The sequence below is a fragment of the Pseudomonas sp. MS01C9 genome (genome assembly GCF_058202755.1).
On the sequence record NZ_CM177073.1, the window covers coordinates 4,907,946 to 4,927,531 of the forward strand.

The following is a 19,586-nucleotide window of genomic DNA, read 5'->3' on the forward strand; positions in this document are numbered from 1 at the left end:
CCAACCTTTGAAGGACGCTCGGAAACGTTGCGCACCGCGCGACCTTGGACAAAATGAAAATGGATTTCCAGTCGTCAGTCGACCAAGGCCGGCCCATCCTGAGTCAGCAATTGCTGGAACTCGCTGGACGACACGGCATGGGAGATCAGGAAACCCTGCACCTGGGTGCAGTTGATTCTACGCAATAGCGCCAGCTCCTGCGCCGTTTCAACCCCTTCGGCCACGACCGTCAGGCCCAGCTGGCGGCCGAGCGCGACGATGCTGGTCAGGGCCTGGGTCAGTTCTTCATTGGTGGTACAGCCATGCACCAGCGCCCGATCGATCTTCAACTCGGTGAACGGTGTCGAGACCAGGTTCATATACGAGCTGTAGCCCTGGCCGAAGTCGTCCTGGGAAAGGCCAAACCCCTTCATGCGCAACCGGCATGCACCGGCGTAGAAGTTGCTGATGTCTTCGGGCATGGAGCACTCCATCAACTCGAAGCAGATCATCGCCGGAACACCCTGGTGCTCGAGGACGAACGCGAGGATCCGGTCCGCCAGGTCCGGGCTGTTGAGCAGATGCGTGGGCAGGTTGATCGACACCGGGATGGCATAGCCCTGGCTGCACCATTGGTTCTGAGCGATGATCGCTTGCTCCAGGATGTGCCAGAGCAGGCATTCTTCCAGGTCGAACGCCTTGAGTGCCGGCAGGAAAACCCCGGGCAGCAGAAGCCCATGCTCGGGATGAACCCAGCGCACCAACGCTTCGGCGGCCACGATCCGCCCGTTGGCCAGGGACTTCTTGGGTTGGAACCAGGCGCGCAACTCGCCGCTCTCCAGTGCATTGCTGATGGCCAGGTGGTCGATCTGCGGGCCGGGAAGGGGCAGGTCAGCCTGGCGCAGGCCGCCCAGTTGATCGGTGAGATTGCGCAATGCGGCGAGCTTGACCGGCTTGGATATCAGCCCTATGACTTTGACGCCCAGGTTACGGGCGGCCAGGCTTGCGCTCGTGAGCATTCGTCTGGACGCCACACTCATGATCGCCAGCGCGGGCCGGGCGCCGGAGGCGGCCAGTCCCTGGATGAACTGGATGCCGTCCATGCCGGGCATCAACAGATCGGTCAGGACCAGATCGAAATCACGCTTTTTAAGGCAATCCAGCGCCGCGCTGCCTTCCTGGGCGAATTGCAGGTCGAAATCCCCCAGCTCGCTGAAGAGGTTCTGCAGATACACCTGCTGGAATGGGTGGTCTTCGACGACCAGTACGCTGATGGGTTTCATGAGGGGGTTCTTTCGTAGGGCGCCAGTTGGTTATGCAGGGCCTGCAGGGTGAAAGGCTTGACCAGGCAGTGGTTCATGCCTGCGGCCAGGCACAGTGCTTCTTCGCCGCGCATGGCATTGGCGGTAGCGCCGATGATCGGTACTTCGCAGCCAAGGCGGCGTAGCTCGCGAGCCAGTTCATAGCCGTTTATGCGGGGCATGTTGACGTCGCTCAGCACGACATCGAACCGACCCCGGCGCCACATCGCCAACGCTTCTTCACCGTTTCCGGCCAGTTCCGCCGTGCAACCCAGTTCCTGCAATTGGTCATGCAGGATCAACTGGTTGATGACGTTGTCTTCCACCACCAGGATATGCAGATGCAGTTTTTTCAGGTGCCGCGGCCAGATGTCATGCGCCGGTTCGATGGCGCACAGGCCCTGGGCGCGGCTGACGGCCTGGTGGATCGCGTTCAGGTGATTGATGTTCACCACCCAGCCGTCGGCAGCCTGCTGGGGGTCGTTATAGCCGTCGCCGGTCGCCATCACCAGCGACCCGGTCCATTGCGGGGCCAGGCGTTGTTCGAAGGAACCCGGGTGCAGCTCGAGCAGCACGGCTCCCTGGGTCGGAGCGCCCGGGGCAGGGCGATCGAGTTGCGCACGTGCGCCCCAGCGACGCAACCAGCCACTCATGGTCTCGGCCAGTTCACGGATGGGGGAAACCACGAAGACCACTTTCGGCAGCAGAGGCGGGACGCTGCTCGCCGGCGCGGGCGCCATGGGCTGTTCGAGCGAGAGGGTCAGGGAAAAACTGCTGCCCAGCCCGGGCTCGCTGACCACGCGGATACTGCCATTCATCAGATGCGTGAGACGCTGGCAGATGGGCAGGCCCAACCCGGTACCGGCGATCACGTTGGTGTGGCCGCGGGTCTGGTAGAAGGGTTCGAAAATGCGCGACTGGTCTTCCTGGGTTATTCCCTTGCCCGTGTCGGAAACCTGCCAGAACAGGCTGACCCGCTCACCGTCCCGCCCAGCCAGCTTGACTCGCAGTACGATTCGGCCTGCATCGGTGAATTTGACTGCATTGTTCAACAGATTGTAGAGGATCTGACGGATTCTGGAGACGTCGCCGATGACCCGCTCAGGTACCTTCGGATCGATGACGGCATACAAGTCCAGCCCTTTGCCATGGGCTGCGGCCGCATAGCCCTGGGTCGCCTCGTGAATCAGGTCCAGCACGCTGAACTCGGTGAGCTCCAGGGCCAGTTGCCCTGCCTCGATCTTGGAGACGTCCAGGACATCGCAGATCAATTGCAGCAATGTCGCCGAAGAGCTCTCGATGGTGCGAAGGTAGTCGGTCTGCTGGGCATCCAGTTCGGTTCGCGCCAGTAATTCCAGTGTCCCGAGCACGCCGTACAACGGGGTGCGGATCTCATGGCTCATCGTCGCCAGGAACAGGGTCTTGGCTTCATTGGCGGCGTCGGCCAGCTGTCGTGCCTGCTCCAGGGCTTCTTCGATCTGCGTGCGGGTGCTGATATCGCTGAACGCGCAAAGCAGCACGTCTTCGCCCTTGTAGCGGGTGGGGGCGCAACTCAGGTACAGGTGGCGTCCGTCGGCCGCCTCGAAGTAGTCGGTGACCTGCGGGTCCATGGCGTCGAAGGCCCGGTAGATCCATCGAGGGCTCAGACGCTCGCGTTCGCCGCTTTGCCCCAGCCACTGCTGCGACAGGGTGTTCTCCAGGACCACCTGGCCATTGGCGCGGCGCAGCACGCACAGGGCCACAGGGGCCGTCTGGATCACATCGCTGCTGAACAGCTCGCTTTCCACCAGGGCCTGGATGCGGCTGATGGTCGGCGCGATGAAGCGATGTTCGAGGCGGCGAATCAGTATCCACACCAGGCTGATGCTGAACAGGCAGAACAGCAGGGCACCCACGAGGCGGGGCCATAGCGCCAGGAGGACGTCTCGCAAGTCGATGGAGTACACCAGCTGCCAGTCGGAGGACTTGAGCTGCTTGCGCATGACCAGGTGGTCGGGTAGCCAGGCATCGCCGACGAAGCCGAAGAAATTCTGCCGTTGCACCTGCAACAGGTTCTGGCTGAGTTGCGCCGGCTGGCTGTTGCTGAATACCAGCATGCCGTCGGGATTGAACATCATGAATTGCCCGGCGCTCCTGTCGTCCAGGGCGTGGGACACCTCGCGACCGTCCATTTCCAAGCCCAGCCAGCCGGAGTCGAGGTCGCGCCGATCGAGACGAATGAACATGTACAGCTGCGAATGACTGCTCGACTGATTGGTCAGCCAGAGCTCATTGACCGAGGCCCTGTTGTCACCTTTCAACGCTTGCAAGCGGTCCAGCATCGCCGAGGGAAAATCGCCCACGGCAGGGGTCGCCGTGTAAAGCCGCTTCACTCGCACATCGTTGCCGCTGCTGACATAGAGCAGGTTCACTTGTCTGCTGGTCAGGTAGTCCCTGACCCGCTCGGTCAACCAGATGCTCCATTGCTTGCCTTGTGCGTTGCCCAGCAGCAGATGGATCTCCTCGGGCGACACCTGTGGCTTCACCCCCTCGGGCTTGCGGATGGCCGACAGGCTCAGGCTCTCCAGCAATGCCCCACGGGTCGTGAAGAACGTATGGGCCTCGGCGATGGCGCTGCTCATGTGGCTGCGCCTGCGCGATACCTCGGCATTGAACGTCAGCAGCAGAAAACTGTAGACACCACTGAGTATGCCCACGAGCAGCACCACGCCAAAGATGCGCAGCAGGCGTCGGGCGGCATTGGGAGTGGAGAGGAGGGGGTTGATCTGGTGAAGGTAGTTCTTCAATTTCATCCAGCCAACCTAGCGAGGCGCGAGCCGCACGGGTATCAGACGATTCCGAAAGCGTGGCCTCGGGAGCCTGGCATGGGGCACGCGCTGGCGGGCCTGACACGTGCGACGGCCATGCCCTCCGGCCCTCGATTCGAGTGTCGGCCCGGCATAGGACGATTCTTAAAATGCCGAAGGTGGGCGTCTTCAAAGGCTCCTTGCCAGGGCGATGAAGTAGACTATCGCCCGGAAATCGATCGTGCTGTGCATCGATTCGAATGTTGTCAGAGGTAAGCTACGTGAGTAACCGAGGTGAGCAGTCGCTGCTCAAACAATCCACTTTCCTGATGTTCGCCGTGGCGATTGCCGGGATCTGCACCGGTTTCATAACGGGTGCCCAATCCATCCTGTTCGATGGTTTTTTCTCGTTGGTCGCTACCTTCATCAAGGTACTGATGCTGATCACGGCCAGGTTGATCGCCAAGGAAAGCAACCACCGCTTCCAGTTCGGATTCTGGCATCTGGAGCCCATGGTCCTGCTGATCGAAGGCAGTTTCCTGCTGCTGATCGCCATCTATGCCTTCCTCAATGGCGTGTCCGGCATCATCAACGGTGGCCGTGAAATCGAGCTGGGCATGGTGATCATCTATGCCGCGGTGTTCACCGTCGTCGAGTTCGGCTATTTCTTCTACGTTCGCTACCGCAATCGAACGCTCAAGTCATCGCTCATCCAGTTCGACAACATCAGTTGGCTGGTCGACGCGATGCTTTCGGTGGGCCTGCTGGTCAGTTTCCTGGTCGCTCTGTTGCTCAAGTCCCAGGGTTACGGGCAGTGGGCGATGTATGTCGACCCGTTGATCCTGATCCTGCTGGCGCTGAGCATGCTGGCACCGGCCTTCAAGATCCTGCGCCCGGCTTTGCGCGATGTATTGGGTATCGCACCGGATCACCTTGACGATACGGTGCGCCAGGTGATGGACGCGGCCACGGTGGAACACGGCTTCGAGGACTATGTGTCCTATGTCCAGAAGCACGGGCGGGCGCGCTTTATCGAGATCCACATCGTGCTCCCGGCGGATTACCGGTTGCAAACCGTAGGGCAACTGGACGCGATCCGTGAGCAGATCTCTGCCAGGTTGGGTCAGGCCGACGCGACGCGGTGGCTGACCATTTGCTTTACCGGTGATCGCAAGTGGATCGCATGATTGCACACCGCCCTTGAAATGCCTGACTGGGGAGCGCGACGCCCGCTCGCGCCACCTCAGCCGGCCCCCAGGCGTGCGTCCACCGAGTGCGCGCCGCCACCACGCGCAACGATGTAGAGCGCCAGGAAACCCATCAATACCGGAAACTCGATGCCCCGGTCTATCCAGGGCCAGGTCGGTCCGAGCGCATAGCTGATGGCAAGCATCTGGATTGCGATCAGCAGGGCCACCAGCCTCGTGGCAAGCCCCACCGCCAGCATCAGGGCGCCAACGGTTTCCAACAGCATGACCAGAAACGCGAGCTGCGCAGCGAAGGGCAGGCCCATGACGTTCTGGATGAGGTTGATGGACCCGGCCATGGGATCGGCCATCGACCCGTGGGACGTGCGCAGCGCCTTCGGCAGTCCGTGGGTGAACAGGACGATGGCGAATACCGTGCGCAGCAGGGCGTACAGATAAGGTTCGAAGCGGTCGGCCCGCAGGTTCACGGCGGCCAGGGCGGAGCGCAACGTCGACGAATTCTCTATGGTCATGGGGAGTCCCTTGCGCAGTTGCGGGGCTGATGAGTCACAGGCTCCGCTCTGGACGGGGCGGCGTGCCTGGCGGGGATGGAGGGCATTGTTCTGGTTTGGGAGCAGGAGATAAACCGTGTGAAGTTGCCAGGTGAATTCAATGGCGACGAACAATCGGCTCCGACTGGAAACGAACCGCAAGGGCAACCGGTTCATGGGTATTTTCCAATACTTCAACCGACGCTCGGCTTTTCTATTTAATAGAACGATTTGATCGAAATTAGCTGGCTTTTTAGGTAAGTGAGTTGCGCGCAGAATTCACCTCATTGCGGCTCACCAAGGTGGTGAGCCCTTCAAGAGGAAACCACCATGACTCACCCCAACGTATCGTCCAGCACCGTCACCAACACCGCTTTCGGCCCTGCCGCCTCGTTGTCTTCATCCGCTGCATTCGCCGGGCGCATCTTGCTGAGCGCCATCTTCCTGCTCTCCGGCGTCTCCAAGATCGGCGCATCGGCGGGCATGGTCGCTTATATCGAATCGGTCGGCCTACCGTTCCCGAGCCTGGCCCTGGCAATCGCCATCCTGGTGGAAGTGGTCGGCGGTGTTGCCCTGATTCTGGGCTACCGCACACGCCTGGTCGCGGCCGGTCTGGCCCTGTTCAGCGTCGCCACCGCGCTGGCGTTCCATAACCAGCTTGGCGACCAGAATCAGTTCATCCACTTCTTCAAGAACATCGCCATGGCCGGTGGCCTGTTGCAGGTAGTTGCCTTTGGCGCCGGCCGCTTCAGCCTGGATGCGCGCCGCGCCTGACCCTGGGCCGGCCTGCCGCCGGCTCGCCATTTCCTTTTTTACGAGGTGAGAGATGAAAGCGATTCGCGTAGCACAGTACGGCCCGGTTGAAGGTTTGTCGTTCGAGGAGGTGGCCTCGCCGGTTCCAGGCCAGGGTGAGGTGTTGATCGAAGTGGCCGGCAGCGGCGTGAACCCGGTCGATTGGAAGGTCCTTTCCGGTGCCATGAAGGCGTTCATTCCACTGCAGTTGCCCTATACGCCAGGCGTCGAGGTGGCCGGTCGCGTCGCGGCGGTAGGGGAAAACGTCAGTGGCCTGGCTGTCGGCGACGAGGTGTTCGGTTTCATCAATATCGTTGGCGGGTATGCCACCGAGGTGGTCGCCAGCGCGGAGCGTCTTGCGCATCGGCCCAATCGCCTGACGGCGTTGCAAGCCAGTGGTGTTCCGGCGGTCGCGTTGACTGCCTGGCAGGCCCTCCATGAGCATGCACGGATCAAGGCCGGCCAGCGCATGCTGATCCACGGCGCGGCGGGCGGTGTCGGCAGCATGGCGGTGCAGATGGCGCGTATGGCCGGCGCCACCGTTATCGCCACCGCCTCGGCGTACAACCATGACTACTTGCAAGCACTGGGTGCCGCGCAGGTGATCGATTACAACCAGGCTCCGTTCGAGTCTGTCGTGGACCGGGTCGATGTGGTGCTGGATCTGGTCGGTGGCGATACCCAGGTGCGTTCCTGGTCGGTGCTCAAGCCCGGCGGTGTATTGGTCTCCCCGGTGAGCCCGCCCGACGCCAGCCTGGCCGAAGCCGCCGGGGCCTGCGGCAAGCATTTCGCCACACGCTCCGACGGTGCGCAGCTCCAGCACATTGCCTCGTTGTTCGAATCCGGTGAGCTGGTGATCGAGGTCCAGGTGCTGCCCTTGTCCCAGGCCGAGGACGCGCTGCGCCAGAGCAAGGAGCGGCACATACGTGGCAAGCTGGTACTCGACGCCAGTCGATAGGTCCGTGGCGGCAATGAATCGAACCGGGCAGACGCCCGGTTTTTTCATGCGCAATTTCCCGACACCCTCGACAGTCTTCCGACAGACCGCCGCTCGCAAGTGCGAGAAGCTGGCCTCCGGTTTCCATCGGAGGACATTGCCATGCAGCGTTATGAAAAGACCGACTTTCCCGTGGTCGAGACCCGTCGTCATCTCGAGACCGGCCCCATCGTGCTGGTCACATCCGGCTGGCGGGGCGAAACCAACATCATGACCATGGGTTGGCACATGATGATGCAATTCAGTCCCGCGCTTTTCGGCTGTTACATCTGGGCAGGCAACCACAGTTACGAACTGATCCGCCGCAGCCGCGAATGCGTGATCAACGTGCCCACCGCGGACATGGTCGATGCGGTCGTCGCGGTGGGCAACAGCTCGGGGCATTCGCTGGACAAGTTCGAGGCGTACGGGCTGACCGCGGCGCCGGCCCACCATGTACAGGCGCCGTTGATCCAGGAATGTTATGCCAGTTTCGAATGTCGCCTGGCCGATGATCGCCAGATCGACGAGTACGGTCTGTTCATCTGGGAAGTGGTGAAGGGGCACGTCGCTGCCACGGTGAGCGAGCCGGCCACCTTGCATTACCATGGGCAGGGTCGTTTTCGCGTAGCGGGCCCGATGCTCGACCTGAGCGAGCGCTTCAAGCCGCAGAACCTGTAGGGCCGCTCATGCCTGGCGGTAAGTGCTGGGCGTGACCCCCACCTCGCGCCGGAAGACCTGGGAGAAATGGCTTGGGCTGCAATAGCCCACCTCCAGCCCGATATCGATGATGCTGCGATCGGTTTCGAGCAGCAGTTGCCGGGCCCGACTCATCCGCAGGCGGATGAAGTACTGCGAGGGCGACAGTCCCGTCGCGCGCTTGAAGACCCGGCTGAAGTGGTACTCGCTCAATTCGGCGATCCGGGCCAGTTGCGCGAGGTTGAAGTCTTCGGCCAGGCCCTCGTTCATGACCGCCAGGACGCGACGCAACTTGTAAGCTTGCAAGGCGCCGCTGCGTCGGTTGTCGCCGTGCGGATCGCGGTATCGACGGATCAGGTGCACGGCCAGGGCCTGGGCCAGGCTGTGGACGAACAACGGGCTGGGCTGGCGTTGCTCGGTGAGTTCGATGCGCAACTGATCGAGGATGAAGTCCACCCGCTCATCCCGGGCCCCGGAGATGTCCAGGAAACTCACCGGATCGGGATGGTCCCCCAGGACATCGCGGGCAGCCTGATCGATCAGCGACAGGCCCAGGTACAGGTGCATCACTTCGAAGGTGTCGCATTCCACTGTCTGCCAGCGCATTTCATAGGGATCGCGGGTATTGGTGAGGAAGAAGTCGCCGGCCTCCACGAGGGCGGCTTCCCACGCGCCGCCGAGCGCGCGCTCCTCGACCCTGGCCCGCCCCGCCAGTACCCACACCAGCAGCGGCTCCACAACGGCGGGCACCAGTATCGGCTCGACGATGCTGTGATGGCTGAACAGCTGCACCACCACATCCTGCATGGCCGGGTGCGATGGCAGTGCCTGCGCCGTTCCCGGCAAATGTTGCGGCATGGACTCGGCCATGATGCGCTGGGCATCGCTGGCGGCCAGGTCGGTATCTTCAGGCGGGTGCACAAAAGGCTCCATGGGCGACACTCTCGGACAAGGGCGGCACCGATAGGGTAACGCAGCAATGGCCTGCCGGAGCAAGAGTGTCCGTCGACTCAGTTCGCCAGGGCCGGTATGGGGGCGTCGAGGGCGAGGGCGGCCCGTACAGGGTCGAAGTATTCGCGGATGAACGCCAGCTTGCCGTTTTCCACCCGTACGAACAGCACGTAATCCTGTTCATAAAGGCGTCCGGTGTGCTTGATCGTTCCCTTGGCCTTGACTTGCGCGACGGCCTCCAGAGGGTTCGTACTCGGTTGGATACGAAGGTCGTAAAAGAGAAAGTCCTGCACCGCGCCGACGAACCAGCCGACATGGCCCAATACCTGATCGCGCCCCTCGAGCCGCGCCGGATGGCCGAGGGCAGGGGCAAACGGCAGCTCCCATACCAGGTCATCGGCGATCAGGTTCTTCCAGCGCTCATGGTCATCCACAAACAACTCGAAATGCAGGTGCAGCAGCCGCTCGGCAGTCATCATGGTCATCACTCGTCTCAAGGCGAAGGCGGGGCGTGCCGGACGGCAGGCCTGGAGCATTTGTCTCACGGCACCACCGTCATGAAAAGCCAGTTGCTTTCGACGTTCAGGTTCGATTTTCTCGAACGATCAGAGATCGGTCGCCTGTGCCTTGAAGCGCTCGATCAGCCAGCTGGCCGCGGGGCCCGGGGGCATGTCGGTGCGGTAGACGACGTCAAAGCCATAATCGCCGCCTTGGCAGTCGGGCAGGTCGAGGTGCACCAGCCGGCCGCTGGCCAGGTCGTCGCTCACCCTGTCGATGGGCATGTTGCCCCAGCCGATGCCTTCGCGCAGCAGCGTGTGCTTGGCCCCCAGGTCGGCCAGTCGCCAGGTGCGGGTGCCGATGACCGCGAACTCCTGGTCCTTGGTCAGGCTGGAGCGGTCGGTGAGGACCAATTGCACATGGGCGCGCCCGGCACCCGGCGCATGGGGGGCCGATTGGGCCAAGGGATGGTCGGGAGCGGCGACCGGAATCAAAGCCACCTTGCCCACGCCGATGCGTTCGATGCCGTCGAGGTTATGGGTCAAGGGGCCGCTCACGCCCAACGTGGCCGTCCGGTCCAGCACCCGTTGCGTCACCGCGCCCAAGGCCTCGACGTGCAAGTGCAGCGACACGGTCGGGAAGCGCTCGCGAAACGCCTTGAGCGCGTCCACCACGCGCTCGCTGGGCAGCATCACATCGAGGACCAGATGCACCTCGGCTTCCAGCCCATGGAGCAATCCACGCACCTTGGCCCGCAGGCCGTCGATACCGTTGTAGATGGTGCGCGCCTCGGCCAGTACCGTGCGCCCGGCATCGGTCAACTGGGGTTTGCGGGTGGTCTTGCGGTCGAACAGGCTTACGCCGAGCTGCATTTCCAGGTTGGCGATGGAGTAGCTCACCACCGACGTGGCCCGATGCAGCTTGCGGGCGGCACCGGCGAAGCTGCCGACGTCCACCACGGTCAGGAATACCCGAAGCTGGTCGAGGGTTGGCGTGCCTGGGTCTGAAATCATTTCTAATCGCTCGAACGTTTTCTTGAATGTTATCCGGATTTTTCCGACAAGCCACTGCCATCGATGGCCGCGAGGCTGCGTCGTTCACCTCGGCGCAAGATCCCGACAGCCTCGGCAAGCCTGCAAAAGCCTGGATCGGCCCGTTGCGAGACAGTGAAGCCGTCGATAACGACAGCGCCTCACAGGCGCCGAGCCGATGAATGTCTCCTCGGCTCGCAACGCAGGAGAGCAATCATGAGCGATATCAAGCAGCATTTTCCCAACGAAGTCGAAGGCAAGGTCGCGCTGGTCACCGGTGCCGCCAGCGGCATCGGCAAGGCTATCGCGTTACTGCTGCATGCCCGTGGCGCCAAGGTCGTCGCCGAGGACCGAAACCCCGCCGTCGAGGCGCTGGCCCGTCCCGGACTGGTGCCGCTGGTGGCCGACATTACCGAAGATGGCGCGGCCGAGCGCGCGGTCGGGCTGGCCGTCGAGCAGTTCGGCCGGCTGGACATCCTGGTCAATAACGCCGGGATCATCATCAACAAACTGGTCATCGACATGACCCGTGAAGACTGGGAGCGCATCCAGGCGGTCAACGCCACTGCGGCCTTCCTGCATTGCCGCGAAGCGGTCAAGGCAATGATGCCCAACAAGGCCGGCGCCATCGTCAACATCGCGTCCTATGCCTCCTATTTCGCCTTCCCGACCATTGCCGCCTATACCGCCTCGAAAGGTGCCTTGGCCCAGCTGACCCGCACCCTGGCCCTGGAAGCGATCGAGCATGGCATTCGTGTCAACGCGGTGGGCGTCGGCGACGTGGTGACCAACATCCTCAACGACGTGGTCGAAGACGGCCCGGGTTTCCTGGCCCAGCATGGCGAGGCCGCGCCCATCGGTCGTGCCGCGCAGCCAGAGGAAATCGCTGAAGTCGTCGCTTTTCTCGCCTCGGACCGCGCAAGTTTCATCGTCGGTTCGGTGGTCATGGCCGACGGCGGCATGACCGTCACCGCGGGTTGATCGATCCACTGTCATACAGGAGAACATCATGAGCATGTTGACCAATGTGGCTTTCTTCAACGCTCGGCCTGGGCAGGGCGAGGTGCTGGGCCAACGCCTCCTGGCGTTGGTCGGCCCCACCCGGCAGGAACCTGGCTGCGTTCGTTACGAGATCTACCGGGCCGCCGATTCCGCCGAGCGCTGGTTCGTCTACGAAGACTGGCGCTCGCCCGCCGACTTCGACGGCCATATGCAGACGCCCTATGTGAAGGCCTTCATGAAAGAGCTCGACTCGCTCTGCAGCGAGGCCCCCGAGATCCGCGCCTTCGGGCAGCAGCCCGATCCGGCTGGATCCTGAAACCCGACCATTCACAGGAGATACGGACCATGAGCAAGCAGCACTCGTGGCTGGTGACCGGTTGTTCCACCGGTTTCGGCCGATTCATCGCAACTCATCTGCTGGAACGCGGCGAGCGTGTGATCGTCACCGCTCGCAACGCCGAGCAGGTACGGGATCTTGCCGACCTTGGCGAGGCCCTGATACTGCCGCTGGATGTCACCGATGCCGAGCAGGCCAAGGCCGTCGTGGCGCAAGCCGAGCGCCTGTTCGGATCGGTGGATGTGCTGGTCAACAACGCCGGCATCGGCTATTTCGCCGCCGTCGAGGAGACTGACCCGCAGTCGGCGCGGCGGCTGTTCGAGGTCAATTTCTTTGGCTCCGCCAACATGATCCACGCCGTACTTCCCGGCATGCGCCAGCGAGGCCGAGGCATGATTGTAAACCTGACCTCCATCGGGGGCCTGGCCGGCTTTCCAGCAGTGGGTTATTACTGCGCGAGCAAGTTCGCACTGGAGGGGTTGTCGGAAACCTTGCGTGCCGAGGTCGAGCCGTTGGGTATCGGTGTCATGACGGTCGAGCCCAGTGCGTTTCGCACCGAATGGGCCGGTTCGGCCACCCAGGTCAGCGAGTCCATCGCCGATTACGATGCCACCGCCGGGCAGGCGCGTCGCGCCTATGACGCTTCCATAGGCCGGCAGGAAGGCGACCCGGCTCGCGCGGCTGCGGCGATCTACTCGGCGGTCACCGCGGCGCAGCCCCCCCAGCGTCTGTTGCTGGGGAACCGGGCCGTTGATGTCGCAATGGGTAAACTCTCGGCCATGCAGACCGAGTTTCGCACTTGGGAACGCGTTTCCCGTGGGGCTGACTTTCCTTTGCCTGAAGCTTGAATACGGCCCGCAATGTGCACGGGTGCAATCTACCCAAAGCGAGTATGTGTTGCTCAAGCCCCGCCAGGGACGGACGGGGCTAAGCATGGGGGTCAATCCGTTACCGCTCCAGTAGAACAGGCTGAGTGGGCATGCCGGCTCCGAGATCGACGCGGCCCATTATTCACGAATCGTGTTCCGCACCATTACTGCGAGGCCATTGATGGGGATTTCATTGGGCCTATGCTGGGGATCAACTCCGATCCCGCATGACAGAAGAGCCCACCACCATGACCGGCCCTCGCACGCTTTATCAGAAACATATCGACAGCCATACCGTCTGTACCCTGGACGATGAGGGGCATGTCTTGCTCTACGTCGACCGGCAAGTGGCCAACGAGTACACAAGCCCGCAAGCCTTCAGCGGGCTTCGTGACGCCGGGCGCAGTGTGTGGCGTCCGGGTGCGACGCTGGCGGTGGTCGACCATGTCAATCCGACCGCCCCCGATCGTATCGCCACCATGCCCGATTCGGGCGGTGCCTTGCAGGTCTCCTATTTCGAAAAGAACTGCCGCGACTTCGGCATCGAGCTGTTCGACGTGCTGGATAAACGCCAGGGCATCGAGCATGTGGTGGCGCCGGAACAGGGCTTCATCCTGCCGGGGATGGTGGTGGCCGCTGGCGACAGCCATACCACCACCTACGGGGCCCTGGGGGCCTTCGGCTTCGGTATCGGCACTTCCGAGATCGAACATCTTCTGGCGACGCAGACGCTGGTCTACAAGCGGCTCAAGACCCTGCGTGTCATGGTCACCGGGCGGTTGAGGGCGGGCGTTACCGCGAAGGATGTCATCATGGCCCTGATCGAGAAAGTCGGTGCGGCGGGAGCCACCGGTTACGCCATCGAGTTCGCCGGCCCTGTCATCGATGCCTTGAGCGTGGAAGCGCGGATGACCATCTGCAACATGGCCGTAGAGGCCGGGGCAAGGGGCGCATTCATGGCGCCCGACGAGAAGGTCCATGCCTATCTCAAGGGCAGGCCACGTGTCCCTCAGGGTGAGCTGTGGGAGGCCGCTCTAGAGAAGTGGCGCGAACTGTTCACCGATGAAGGCGCGGTGTTCGACAATGAAGTCCGGTTGGACGTCAGCGCCCTGGAGCCGATGGTGACCTGGGGAACCAGTCCGGACCAGGCGTTGCCCGTGGGTGGGACCGTGCCAGACCCCAAGGCCGTCGCCGATCCGATCCTGCGCCAGGGCATGCAGCGCGCCCTGGCCTACATGGGCCTGGAGCCGGGCATGGCGTTGAGTGACGTGACGATCAGCCATGCGTTCATCGGCTCGTGCACCAATGCGCGCATTGAAGACTTGCGCGACGTCGCTCGCGTGGTGAAAGGCCGGAAAGTCGCTGCGACGGTACGAGCGATGATCGTTCCCGGCTCGACGCAGGTGCGTGCCCAGGCGGAGCGGGAAGGGTTGGCCAGGGTCTTCCTCGATGCCGGTTTCGAGTGGCGTCAGTCCGGGTGCTCCATGTGCCTTGCGATGAACGATGACGTCCTCGCTCCGGGGGATCGCTGCGCATCCAGTACCAATCGCAATTTCGAGGGGCGCCAGGGAGCGGGTGCTCGCACTCACCTCATGAGTCCTGCGATGGTCGCCGCCGCGGCTATCCGGGGCCGCCTGACGGACGTACGCCTGTTGACCGAGGAGGCCTGAACCATGCAACCCTTTGACAGCGTGACCGGAAAGGCCGCACCCATCCTTGCCTCTAACGTCGATACCGACGTGATCATGCCCAAACAGTTCCTCAAGGGCATCGACCGCAATGGACTGGATAAAGGCGTGTTCTTCGACCTGCGTTTCCTGGAATCCGGCGAGCCCAATCCAGACTTCGTCCTCAACCGGCCTGCCTGGAGCGGTGCCCGTTTCCTGGTGACCGGGCCCAACTTCGGGTGTGGTTCAAGTCGTGAGCATGCGGTATGGGGGCTCAGGCAACTGGGGATCCGTGCCCTGATCGGTACGAGCTTCGCGGGTATCTTCCACGACAACTGCCTGCGCAATGGCGTGCTCGTGATACAGCTCTGCCAAACGCAGTTGCAGGCGCTGGGGCGGGTCGTGAGCGACGGGGCGAGCGCCACGCTTACCGTCGACTTGCCCAACCAGCAGATTCGATTGAGCGACGGGTCGAGTATCGGCTTCGCCATCGACGAACTGCGCAAACAGGCCTTGCTGCTGGGCCTGGATGCCATCGGCAGTACCTTGCGGCGAGCGGTGCAGATCCGGGATTTCGAAGCGCGGTATCACGCCGCCCATCCCTGGCTGGGCTGAGTCTTTTCACGGGCATCGGGCGGCGACTGCCGGATGCTCAAACCAGGGATAGATCGTCGAAATGCGCCTCGAAGAACTCGATGCAGACCCTCAGCTTCGCCGACTGGCTTAGCCGTGTCGGGTAGGTGGCCCAGACATTGGCGCTCTGGAAATGGTCGGGCAGCACCTGCACCAGTTGCCCGCTCTCCAGCATGGGTTTCACGTCCCACAGCGACCGCAGGATGATGCCTGCGCCACTCAAGGCCCAGTGCGACACGATCTCGCCATTGTTCGATGAAAGTGGCCCGCTGACCCGGATCGATGTTTCGACGCCATCCTTCGTCAGGTTCCAGATGCCGAAGGGGTTGTTACGTTCCTTGAGCACCAGGCAGTCGTGCCCGGCCAGGTCATCCAGAGACGTCGGGACACCGCGGCGCTGGAGGTAGTCGGGGGCGGCACAGAGCACCCTGCGATGACTGGCCAGTTTTTTATGCAGGAGCTGGTCGGGCAGGTTGTCGCCTACGCTGATTTCCATGTCGAAGCCTTCATTGACGATGTCCACCAGGCGATCGAACACGTCGAGGCGGATCTCCATGCGCGGGTACATTCGCGAAAGGGCGGGGATCGCAGGGGCGACATGGTTGCGGCCAAAGCCGAAGGAGCTGCAGATGTGCAAGCTTCCCTGCAATTGCTGCCGGGCGTCGGTCAGCTCGCTGATGAAATCCTCCATGTCCCCCAGAAACCGCGTGGCCCAGATGCGGACACGTTCGCCTTCGTCGGTCAACGCGACCCGGCGGGTCGTGCGATGCAACAGCCTGGTCCCCAGTGTCGTCTCCAGGACCGCCATCCGCTTGCTCACATACGCAGGCGAATAACCCAGTTCCTGCGCCGCGTGGCCGAAGCCGTTCTTGCGGATAACGGTGAGGAAGACACGCAGGTCTTCGGGCAGTAAGGAACGCTCGCGATTGATGCTCATATGCCTCATGACCGGTCATTGATCTTTGCTGTGAACAATAAGAATGCCCAACTTACCAGTAAAGATATATGGATAAAAACTGTCCACTTGTCAGCCTGATTCCAGGCTTTATGATCGGCCCACAAATAAATACAAAAGAGGCTTCTATGGGGCGGCTATTCGAAGGTTGCGTAAAAGTCATTGTTCCCTGTGGTTCTTTGGGGGCAGGTGTGCGCGAAGAAGAAATTGCCTATGGGCTGGCGGCCGGTGCGCAAGTCATTGCTTCGGATGCGGGGTCGACCGACAGTGGCGCAGCTTATCTTGCACTTGGCAAATCAAAGAATAATCGCGGTTCGGTAAAACGCGACCTGAGTATATTGATGAAAGCCCAGGCATCCTCTGGCGTGCCGATTATTATCGGTACTTCCGGGCAAGCCGGTGGCGATCTCAATCTGAACTGGACGCGGGATATCGTCATTGAAGTTGCCGGTGAACTCGGGGTGACACCGAAAGTTGCTCTTATCTATTGTGAGCAAGAGAAAGACACCATCAAGCGACTGAATGCCCAAGGGCGGATCAAGCCTCTTGCGCCACACGGTGAACTGGAGGATGCAACGGTCGATGCCTGCGAGCACATTGTCGCCGCGTTGGGGGTCGAGCCGTTCCTCGCGGCGCTTGATGGCGGCGCGGACATCATACTGGCCGGCCGATCCACCGACACCGCCGTCATTGCCTGCTATCCGATCTGGAAGGGTGCGCCCTGGGGGCCGTCCTGGCATGCCGGCAAGACAGGCGAATGTGGCGTGCAGTGCGCCGTCAATCCGACGCTGGGCTCCGGGATACTGCTGAGCGTGGATGCCGACGGGTTCAATGTGGAACCCCTCAGCCAGGACAATCTGTGCACACCCCACAGTGTCTCCGCGCATATGCTCTACGAAAACAGCGATCCGTTTCGCTTGCTGGAGCCGGGGGGCATCCTGAATGTCGCAGACGCACGTTATGCCGATCTGAACGGACGCGCCGTCAGGGTCGAAGGATCGCGCTGGGAGCCGATGCCCTACACCATGAAGCTGGAAGGCGCCGCCGCGGGTGCCTATCAGACCATCATGCTGGTGGGTATCCAGGACCCGGACGTACTCAAGGACATCGATGGTTTCCACGATCGCCTGCTCGAAGCGCTCTATGCCCGTACCCGCCAGTCCATTCCCGCCGACGAGTTGGGTGAGTTTCATATATCCCTGCGCATGTACGGTTGGAATGCGGTCACCGGGATGAAGCCGCCCGCGGGAACCTTGCCACCTCCCGAGATCGGCATGTTATTCGTGGCCACGGCTGCAACCCAGCAACTTGCAGATACCATCGCGCAGGCCTGCAATCCGTACTTTTTTCATTATCCAAGTGTCATGGGCAAGGAACTGCCTTCCTATGGATTCGCGTTCACGCCCGCGGATATCCCTCGCGGCCGGATTTTTGAATTCAAGCTCAATCACGTCGTGCAGCTTGAGGACCCAATGGAGCTGGTACGTATCAAGTGGATTGACCTTTCCGAGGCGGCGCCAGCTGCGAAGGAGTTGAATCGTGGTTAAGTTGCGCGATGTCTGCCGTCATGTTCGATCGAAACAAGCCGGACCGTTCTGGATTACCTTCGATATCTTCTTCAATGGCCGGGAGAACTTTGAACGTTATTCCCGTAGCGACGCGCTCTCGCCGGAGCAGTTTGCCCTGCTATATGGCACCGATCCCGAACGGGTGAAATACATCCCGGTGCCCAATCTGGAAATGGTCAAGATCTCCTTCCCCCGTGCTACGCCGCAAGGCGGAATGGTCGAGCGTGACATGCATGCGGGTCAGCAGTACGTGCGGTTGCTCGACGTCGTGATGGACTGAAATCGTCCGTCATCGATCGCCAGGCTTGTACGAGAAAAGTCGGCGCGACGTCTCGTACAGAGCCTGGAAACCGAGCGCTCGAACTGGAACAAGAGGTGAATATGCAAGACTCGACCATTGCCCGGCGACTGGCGCGCTACGCCCATGGGTTTGCGCAACAGCGCCTGCCCGACACCATCGTCGCGATTGTGCGCCAGCGTTTCATCGACAGCCTGGCATGCGTACTGGGCGCCTATGGAGCGCCGCCCATCAATGCCGCCATCCGTTATGCCGAGTGTCATCGCGGCGGGACCTCCAGCGTGTTTGGCACAAGCCTGCGGACAACGGCCGAAATCGCCGGGTTCGTGAACGGCGCCATGGTGCGCTTTCTGGATTACAACGACGGATACATGGGCCTGGAGCCCGGGCATCCCAGCGACAACATCCCGGCCTGCCTGGCCGTGGCGCAAGCCGAGGGGGCGGGTGGGGCCCGGTTGATATCGGCCATCGTGCTGGCGTATGAAATCCAGATGCGGCTGCAGGATGCGGCCAGCCTGAACAAGCGCGGCTGGGACCACGTCAATTACATCAACGTCGCCATGGCTGCTGCGGCCTCCAGCCTGATGAGGCTGGACGTGGACCAGACTGAACAGGCGATCAATATCGCGCTGAGCGGCCATTTGGCTATGCGCCAGGTCCGCAGCGGCACATTATCGGACTGGAAAGGCTGCTCGGCGGCCAACGCGTCACGCAACGCCATTTTTGCCGCTCAACTGGCGCGCCATGGCATGACCGGGCCGTCGCCGGTCTTTGAAGGCGACATGGGCTTTTTCAAGCTGGTTTGCGGGCCGTTCGAGCTGGACATGGATCGTTTCGGTTCGCCTGAAAACGGCGACTACGCCATACGGCGCTCGCTGACCAAGACATTTCCAACCAACGGTGAACTGCATACCGCCGTCTGGGCGGCGCTCGATATACGCAAGCGTATCGCCGGTCTTGAAGAGATTGCCGCCATCACCATCGAAACCTCGGAATTCAACCGCCGGGTGCTGGCCGATACCCCGGAAAAGTGGCTGCCCAGGACCCGGGAGACCGCCGACCATAGCTTGCCCTACAACGTCGCCCGGGCATTGATGGATGGCGACATCACCATCGGCTCCTATGCCGAGCAGAAGATCCATGACCCAGCGGTGATCGGCCTGATGGACAAGATCATCGTGGTGGAAGATCCCGGGCTTACGGCGCTGTTTCCCCGGCATCTGGCCAACCGTCTCGTCGTCACACTGAGGTCGGGCGAGACCGTCGTCAGCGAGATGATCACCGGGCCCGGCTCCGTGGAGACGCCCATGACCGATCACGACTTCGAACGCAAATTCAGGCGCATGGCAGCCCCCCATATCGAGGCATCGGCACAGGCGACGGTATTGGATTTCGTGGCCGGGCTTGAGCATCAGGCGCGGTTCGAGGACTTGTTTGCGGCGATGGCCCGATAGTTCCGGGCGGTACGTCAAACCTTACGCAACTACAGGCCCGGCAGGCAGGGAG

At 62.0% G+C, this 19,586-nt stretch carries 19 protein-coding genes; 12 read left to right on the plus strand and 7 right to left on the minus strand.

Annotation, left to right across the window (positions count from 1 at the left end; all coding sequences use genetic code 11):
• Positions 1-74 precede the first annotated feature (74 nt).
• Positions 75-1,262: a response regulator cyclic di-GMP phosphodiesterase PvrR gene (pvrR, locus tag AC1M7R_RS22380; RefSeq protein WP_271902092.1), complete on the minus strand. Its 1,188-nt coding sequence runs from the start codon at positions 1,260-1,262 to the stop codon at positions 75-77.
• Positions 1,259-4,072, minus strand: coding sequence for an ATP-binding protein (locus AC1M7R_RS22385; protein WP_053154005.1), 2,814 nt, complete (start codon positions 4,070-4,072; stop codon positions 1,259-1,261). Before AC1M7R_RS22385 ends, pvrR begins: the two co-directional genes overlap by 4 nt.
• Positions 4,073-4,347: 275 nt before the next feature.
• On the opposite strand from AC1M7R_RS22385, the gene AC1M7R_RS22390 reads away from it, so the two are divergent.
• Positions 4,348-5,253, plus strand: a complete 906-nt coding sequence (locus tag AC1M7R_RS22390) for a cation diffusion facilitator family transporter (protein WP_053155351.1) — start codon at positions 4,348-4,350, stop codon at positions 5,251-5,253.
• A 56-nt stretch (positions 5,254-5,309) separates the two neighbouring features.
• On the opposite strand, the gene AC1M7R_RS22395 is transcribed toward AC1M7R_RS22390, so the two are convergent.
• Positions 5,310-5,786 (minus strand): DoxX family protein, encoded by a 477-nt coding sequence (locus AC1M7R_RS22395; RefSeq protein ID WP_092179703.1) that lies wholly within the window; start codon positions 5,784-5,786, stop codon positions 5,310-5,312.
• Positions 5,787-6,134: 348 nt separating this feature from the next.
• Here AC1M7R_RS22395 and AC1M7R_RS22400 point away from each other — a divergent pair, with 348 nt between their 5' ends.
• The 3 genes from AC1M7R_RS22400 (at position 6,135) to AC1M7R_RS22410 (ending at position 8,253) form a co-directional block, all read left to right on the plus strand.
• The gene (locus tag AC1M7R_RS22400) at positions 6,135-6,578 is read left to right on the plus strand and encodes a DoxX family protein (RefSeq protein WP_082339813.1); all 444 of its coding nucleotides are present in this window, start codon (positions 6,135-6,137) and stop codon (positions 6,576-6,578) included.
• Between the two features lie 52 nt (positions 6,579-6,630).
• On the plus strand, positions 6,631-7,554 hold the full coding sequence (locus tag AC1M7R_RS22405) for an NADP-dependent oxidoreductase (protein ID WP_490609925.1): 924 nt from the start codon (positions 6,631-6,633) through the stop codon (positions 7,552-7,554).
• A 141-nt stretch (positions 7,555-7,695) separates the two neighbouring features.
• A complete protein-coding gene (locus AC1M7R_RS22410) occupies positions 7,696-8,253 on the plus strand; it encodes a flavin reductase family protein (RefSeq protein WP_072394682.1) in 558 nt (185 codons plus the stop codon).
• Positions 8,254-8,259: 6 nt separating this feature from the next.
• Here the strand turns inward: AC1M7R_RS22410 and AC1M7R_RS22415 are convergent, their stop codons facing one another.
• The 3 genes from AC1M7R_RS22415 to AC1M7R_RS22425 form a co-directional block, all read right to left on the minus strand.
• Positions 8,260-9,129 (minus strand): helix-turn-helix domain-containing protein, encoded by an 870-nt coding sequence (locus AC1M7R_RS22415; protein WP_053155345.1) that lies wholly within the window; start codon positions 9,127-9,129, stop codon positions 8,260-8,262.
• A 152-nt stretch (positions 9,130-9,281) separates the two neighbouring features.
• Positions 9,282-9,707 carry a nuclear transport factor 2 family protein gene (locus AC1M7R_RS22420; RefSeq protein ID WP_256222677.1) on the minus strand — a complete coding sequence of 142 codons (426 nt, stop codon included), beginning with the start codon at positions 9,705-9,707 and terminating at the stop codon, positions 9,282-9,284.
• 120 nt (positions 9,708-9,827) lie between these two features.
• Complete coding sequence (locus tag AC1M7R_RS22425; protein ID WP_053153997.1) at positions 9,828-10,733, minus strand: LysR family transcriptional regulator; 906 nt, start codon at positions 10,731-10,733, stop codon at positions 9,828-9,830.
• 234 nt (positions 10,734-10,967) lie between these two features.
• Between AC1M7R_RS22425 and AC1M7R_RS22430 the strand changes: the two genes are divergently transcribed.
• From AC1M7R_RS22430 to leuD, 5 genes are all read left to right on the plus strand, one after another.
• A complete protein-coding gene (locus AC1M7R_RS22430) occupies positions 10,968-11,732 on the plus strand; it encodes an SDR family NAD(P)-dependent oxidoreductase (protein WP_072394685.1) in 765 nt (254 codons plus the stop codon).
• A gap of 28 nt (positions 11,733-11,760) precedes the next feature.
• Positions 11,761-12,069, plus strand: a complete 309-nt coding sequence (locus AC1M7R_RS22435) for a putative quinol monooxygenase (protein WP_053153991.1) — start codon at positions 11,761-11,763, stop codon at positions 12,067-12,069.
• A gap of 29 nt (positions 12,070-12,098) precedes the next feature.
• Positions 12,099-12,938 (plus strand): oxidoreductase, encoded by an 840-nt coding sequence (locus tag AC1M7R_RS22440; protein ID WP_072394688.1) that lies wholly within the window; start codon positions 12,099-12,101, stop codon positions 12,936-12,938.
• Positions 12,939-13,207: 269 nt separating this feature from the next.
• Positions 13,208-14,629 (plus strand): 3-isopropylmalate dehydratase large subunit, encoded by a 1,422-nt coding sequence (leuC, locus tag AC1M7R_RS22445; RefSeq protein WP_490609926.1) that lies wholly within the window; start codon positions 13,208-13,210, stop codon positions 14,627-14,629.
• Between the two features lie 3 nt (positions 14,630-14,632).
• Positions 14,633-15,241: a 3-isopropylmalate dehydratase small subunit gene (gene leuD, locus AC1M7R_RS22450; protein WP_072394694.1), complete on the plus strand. Its 609-nt coding sequence runs from the start codon at positions 14,633-14,635 to the stop codon at positions 15,239-15,241.
• Between the two features lie 37 nt (positions 15,242-15,278).
• Here leuD and AC1M7R_RS22455 read toward each other — a convergent pair whose 3' ends face one another.
• Entirely contained in the window at positions 15,279-16,196 is a 918-nt protein-coding gene (locus tag AC1M7R_RS22455; protein WP_490609927.1) for a LysR substrate-binding domain-containing protein, read from the minus strand.
• A 68-nt stretch (positions 16,197-16,264) separates the two neighbouring features.
• On the opposite strand from AC1M7R_RS22455, the gene AC1M7R_RS22460 reads away from it, so the two are divergent.
• From AC1M7R_RS22460 to AC1M7R_RS22470, 3 genes are all read left to right on the plus strand, one after another.
• Positions 16,265-17,761, plus strand: a complete 1,497-nt coding sequence (locus AC1M7R_RS22460) for an acyclic terpene utilization AtuA family protein (RefSeq protein ID WP_231991083.1) — start codon at positions 16,265-16,267, stop codon at positions 17,759-17,761.
• Positions 17,754-18,062 carry a DUF4387 domain-containing protein gene (locus tag AC1M7R_RS22465; RefSeq protein ID WP_103894235.1) on the plus strand — a complete coding sequence of 103 codons (309 nt, stop codon included), beginning with the start codon at positions 17,754-17,756 and terminating at the stop codon, positions 18,060-18,062. Before AC1M7R_RS22460 ends, AC1M7R_RS22465 begins: the two co-directional genes overlap by 8 nt.
• 101 nt (positions 18,063-18,163) lie before the next feature.
• Positions 18,164-19,534: an MmgE/PrpD family protein gene (locus AC1M7R_RS22470; RefSeq protein WP_490609928.1), complete on the plus strand. Its 1,371-nt coding sequence runs from the start codon at positions 18,164-18,166 to the stop codon at positions 19,532-19,534.
• Positions 19,535-19,586 lie beyond the last annotated feature (52 nt).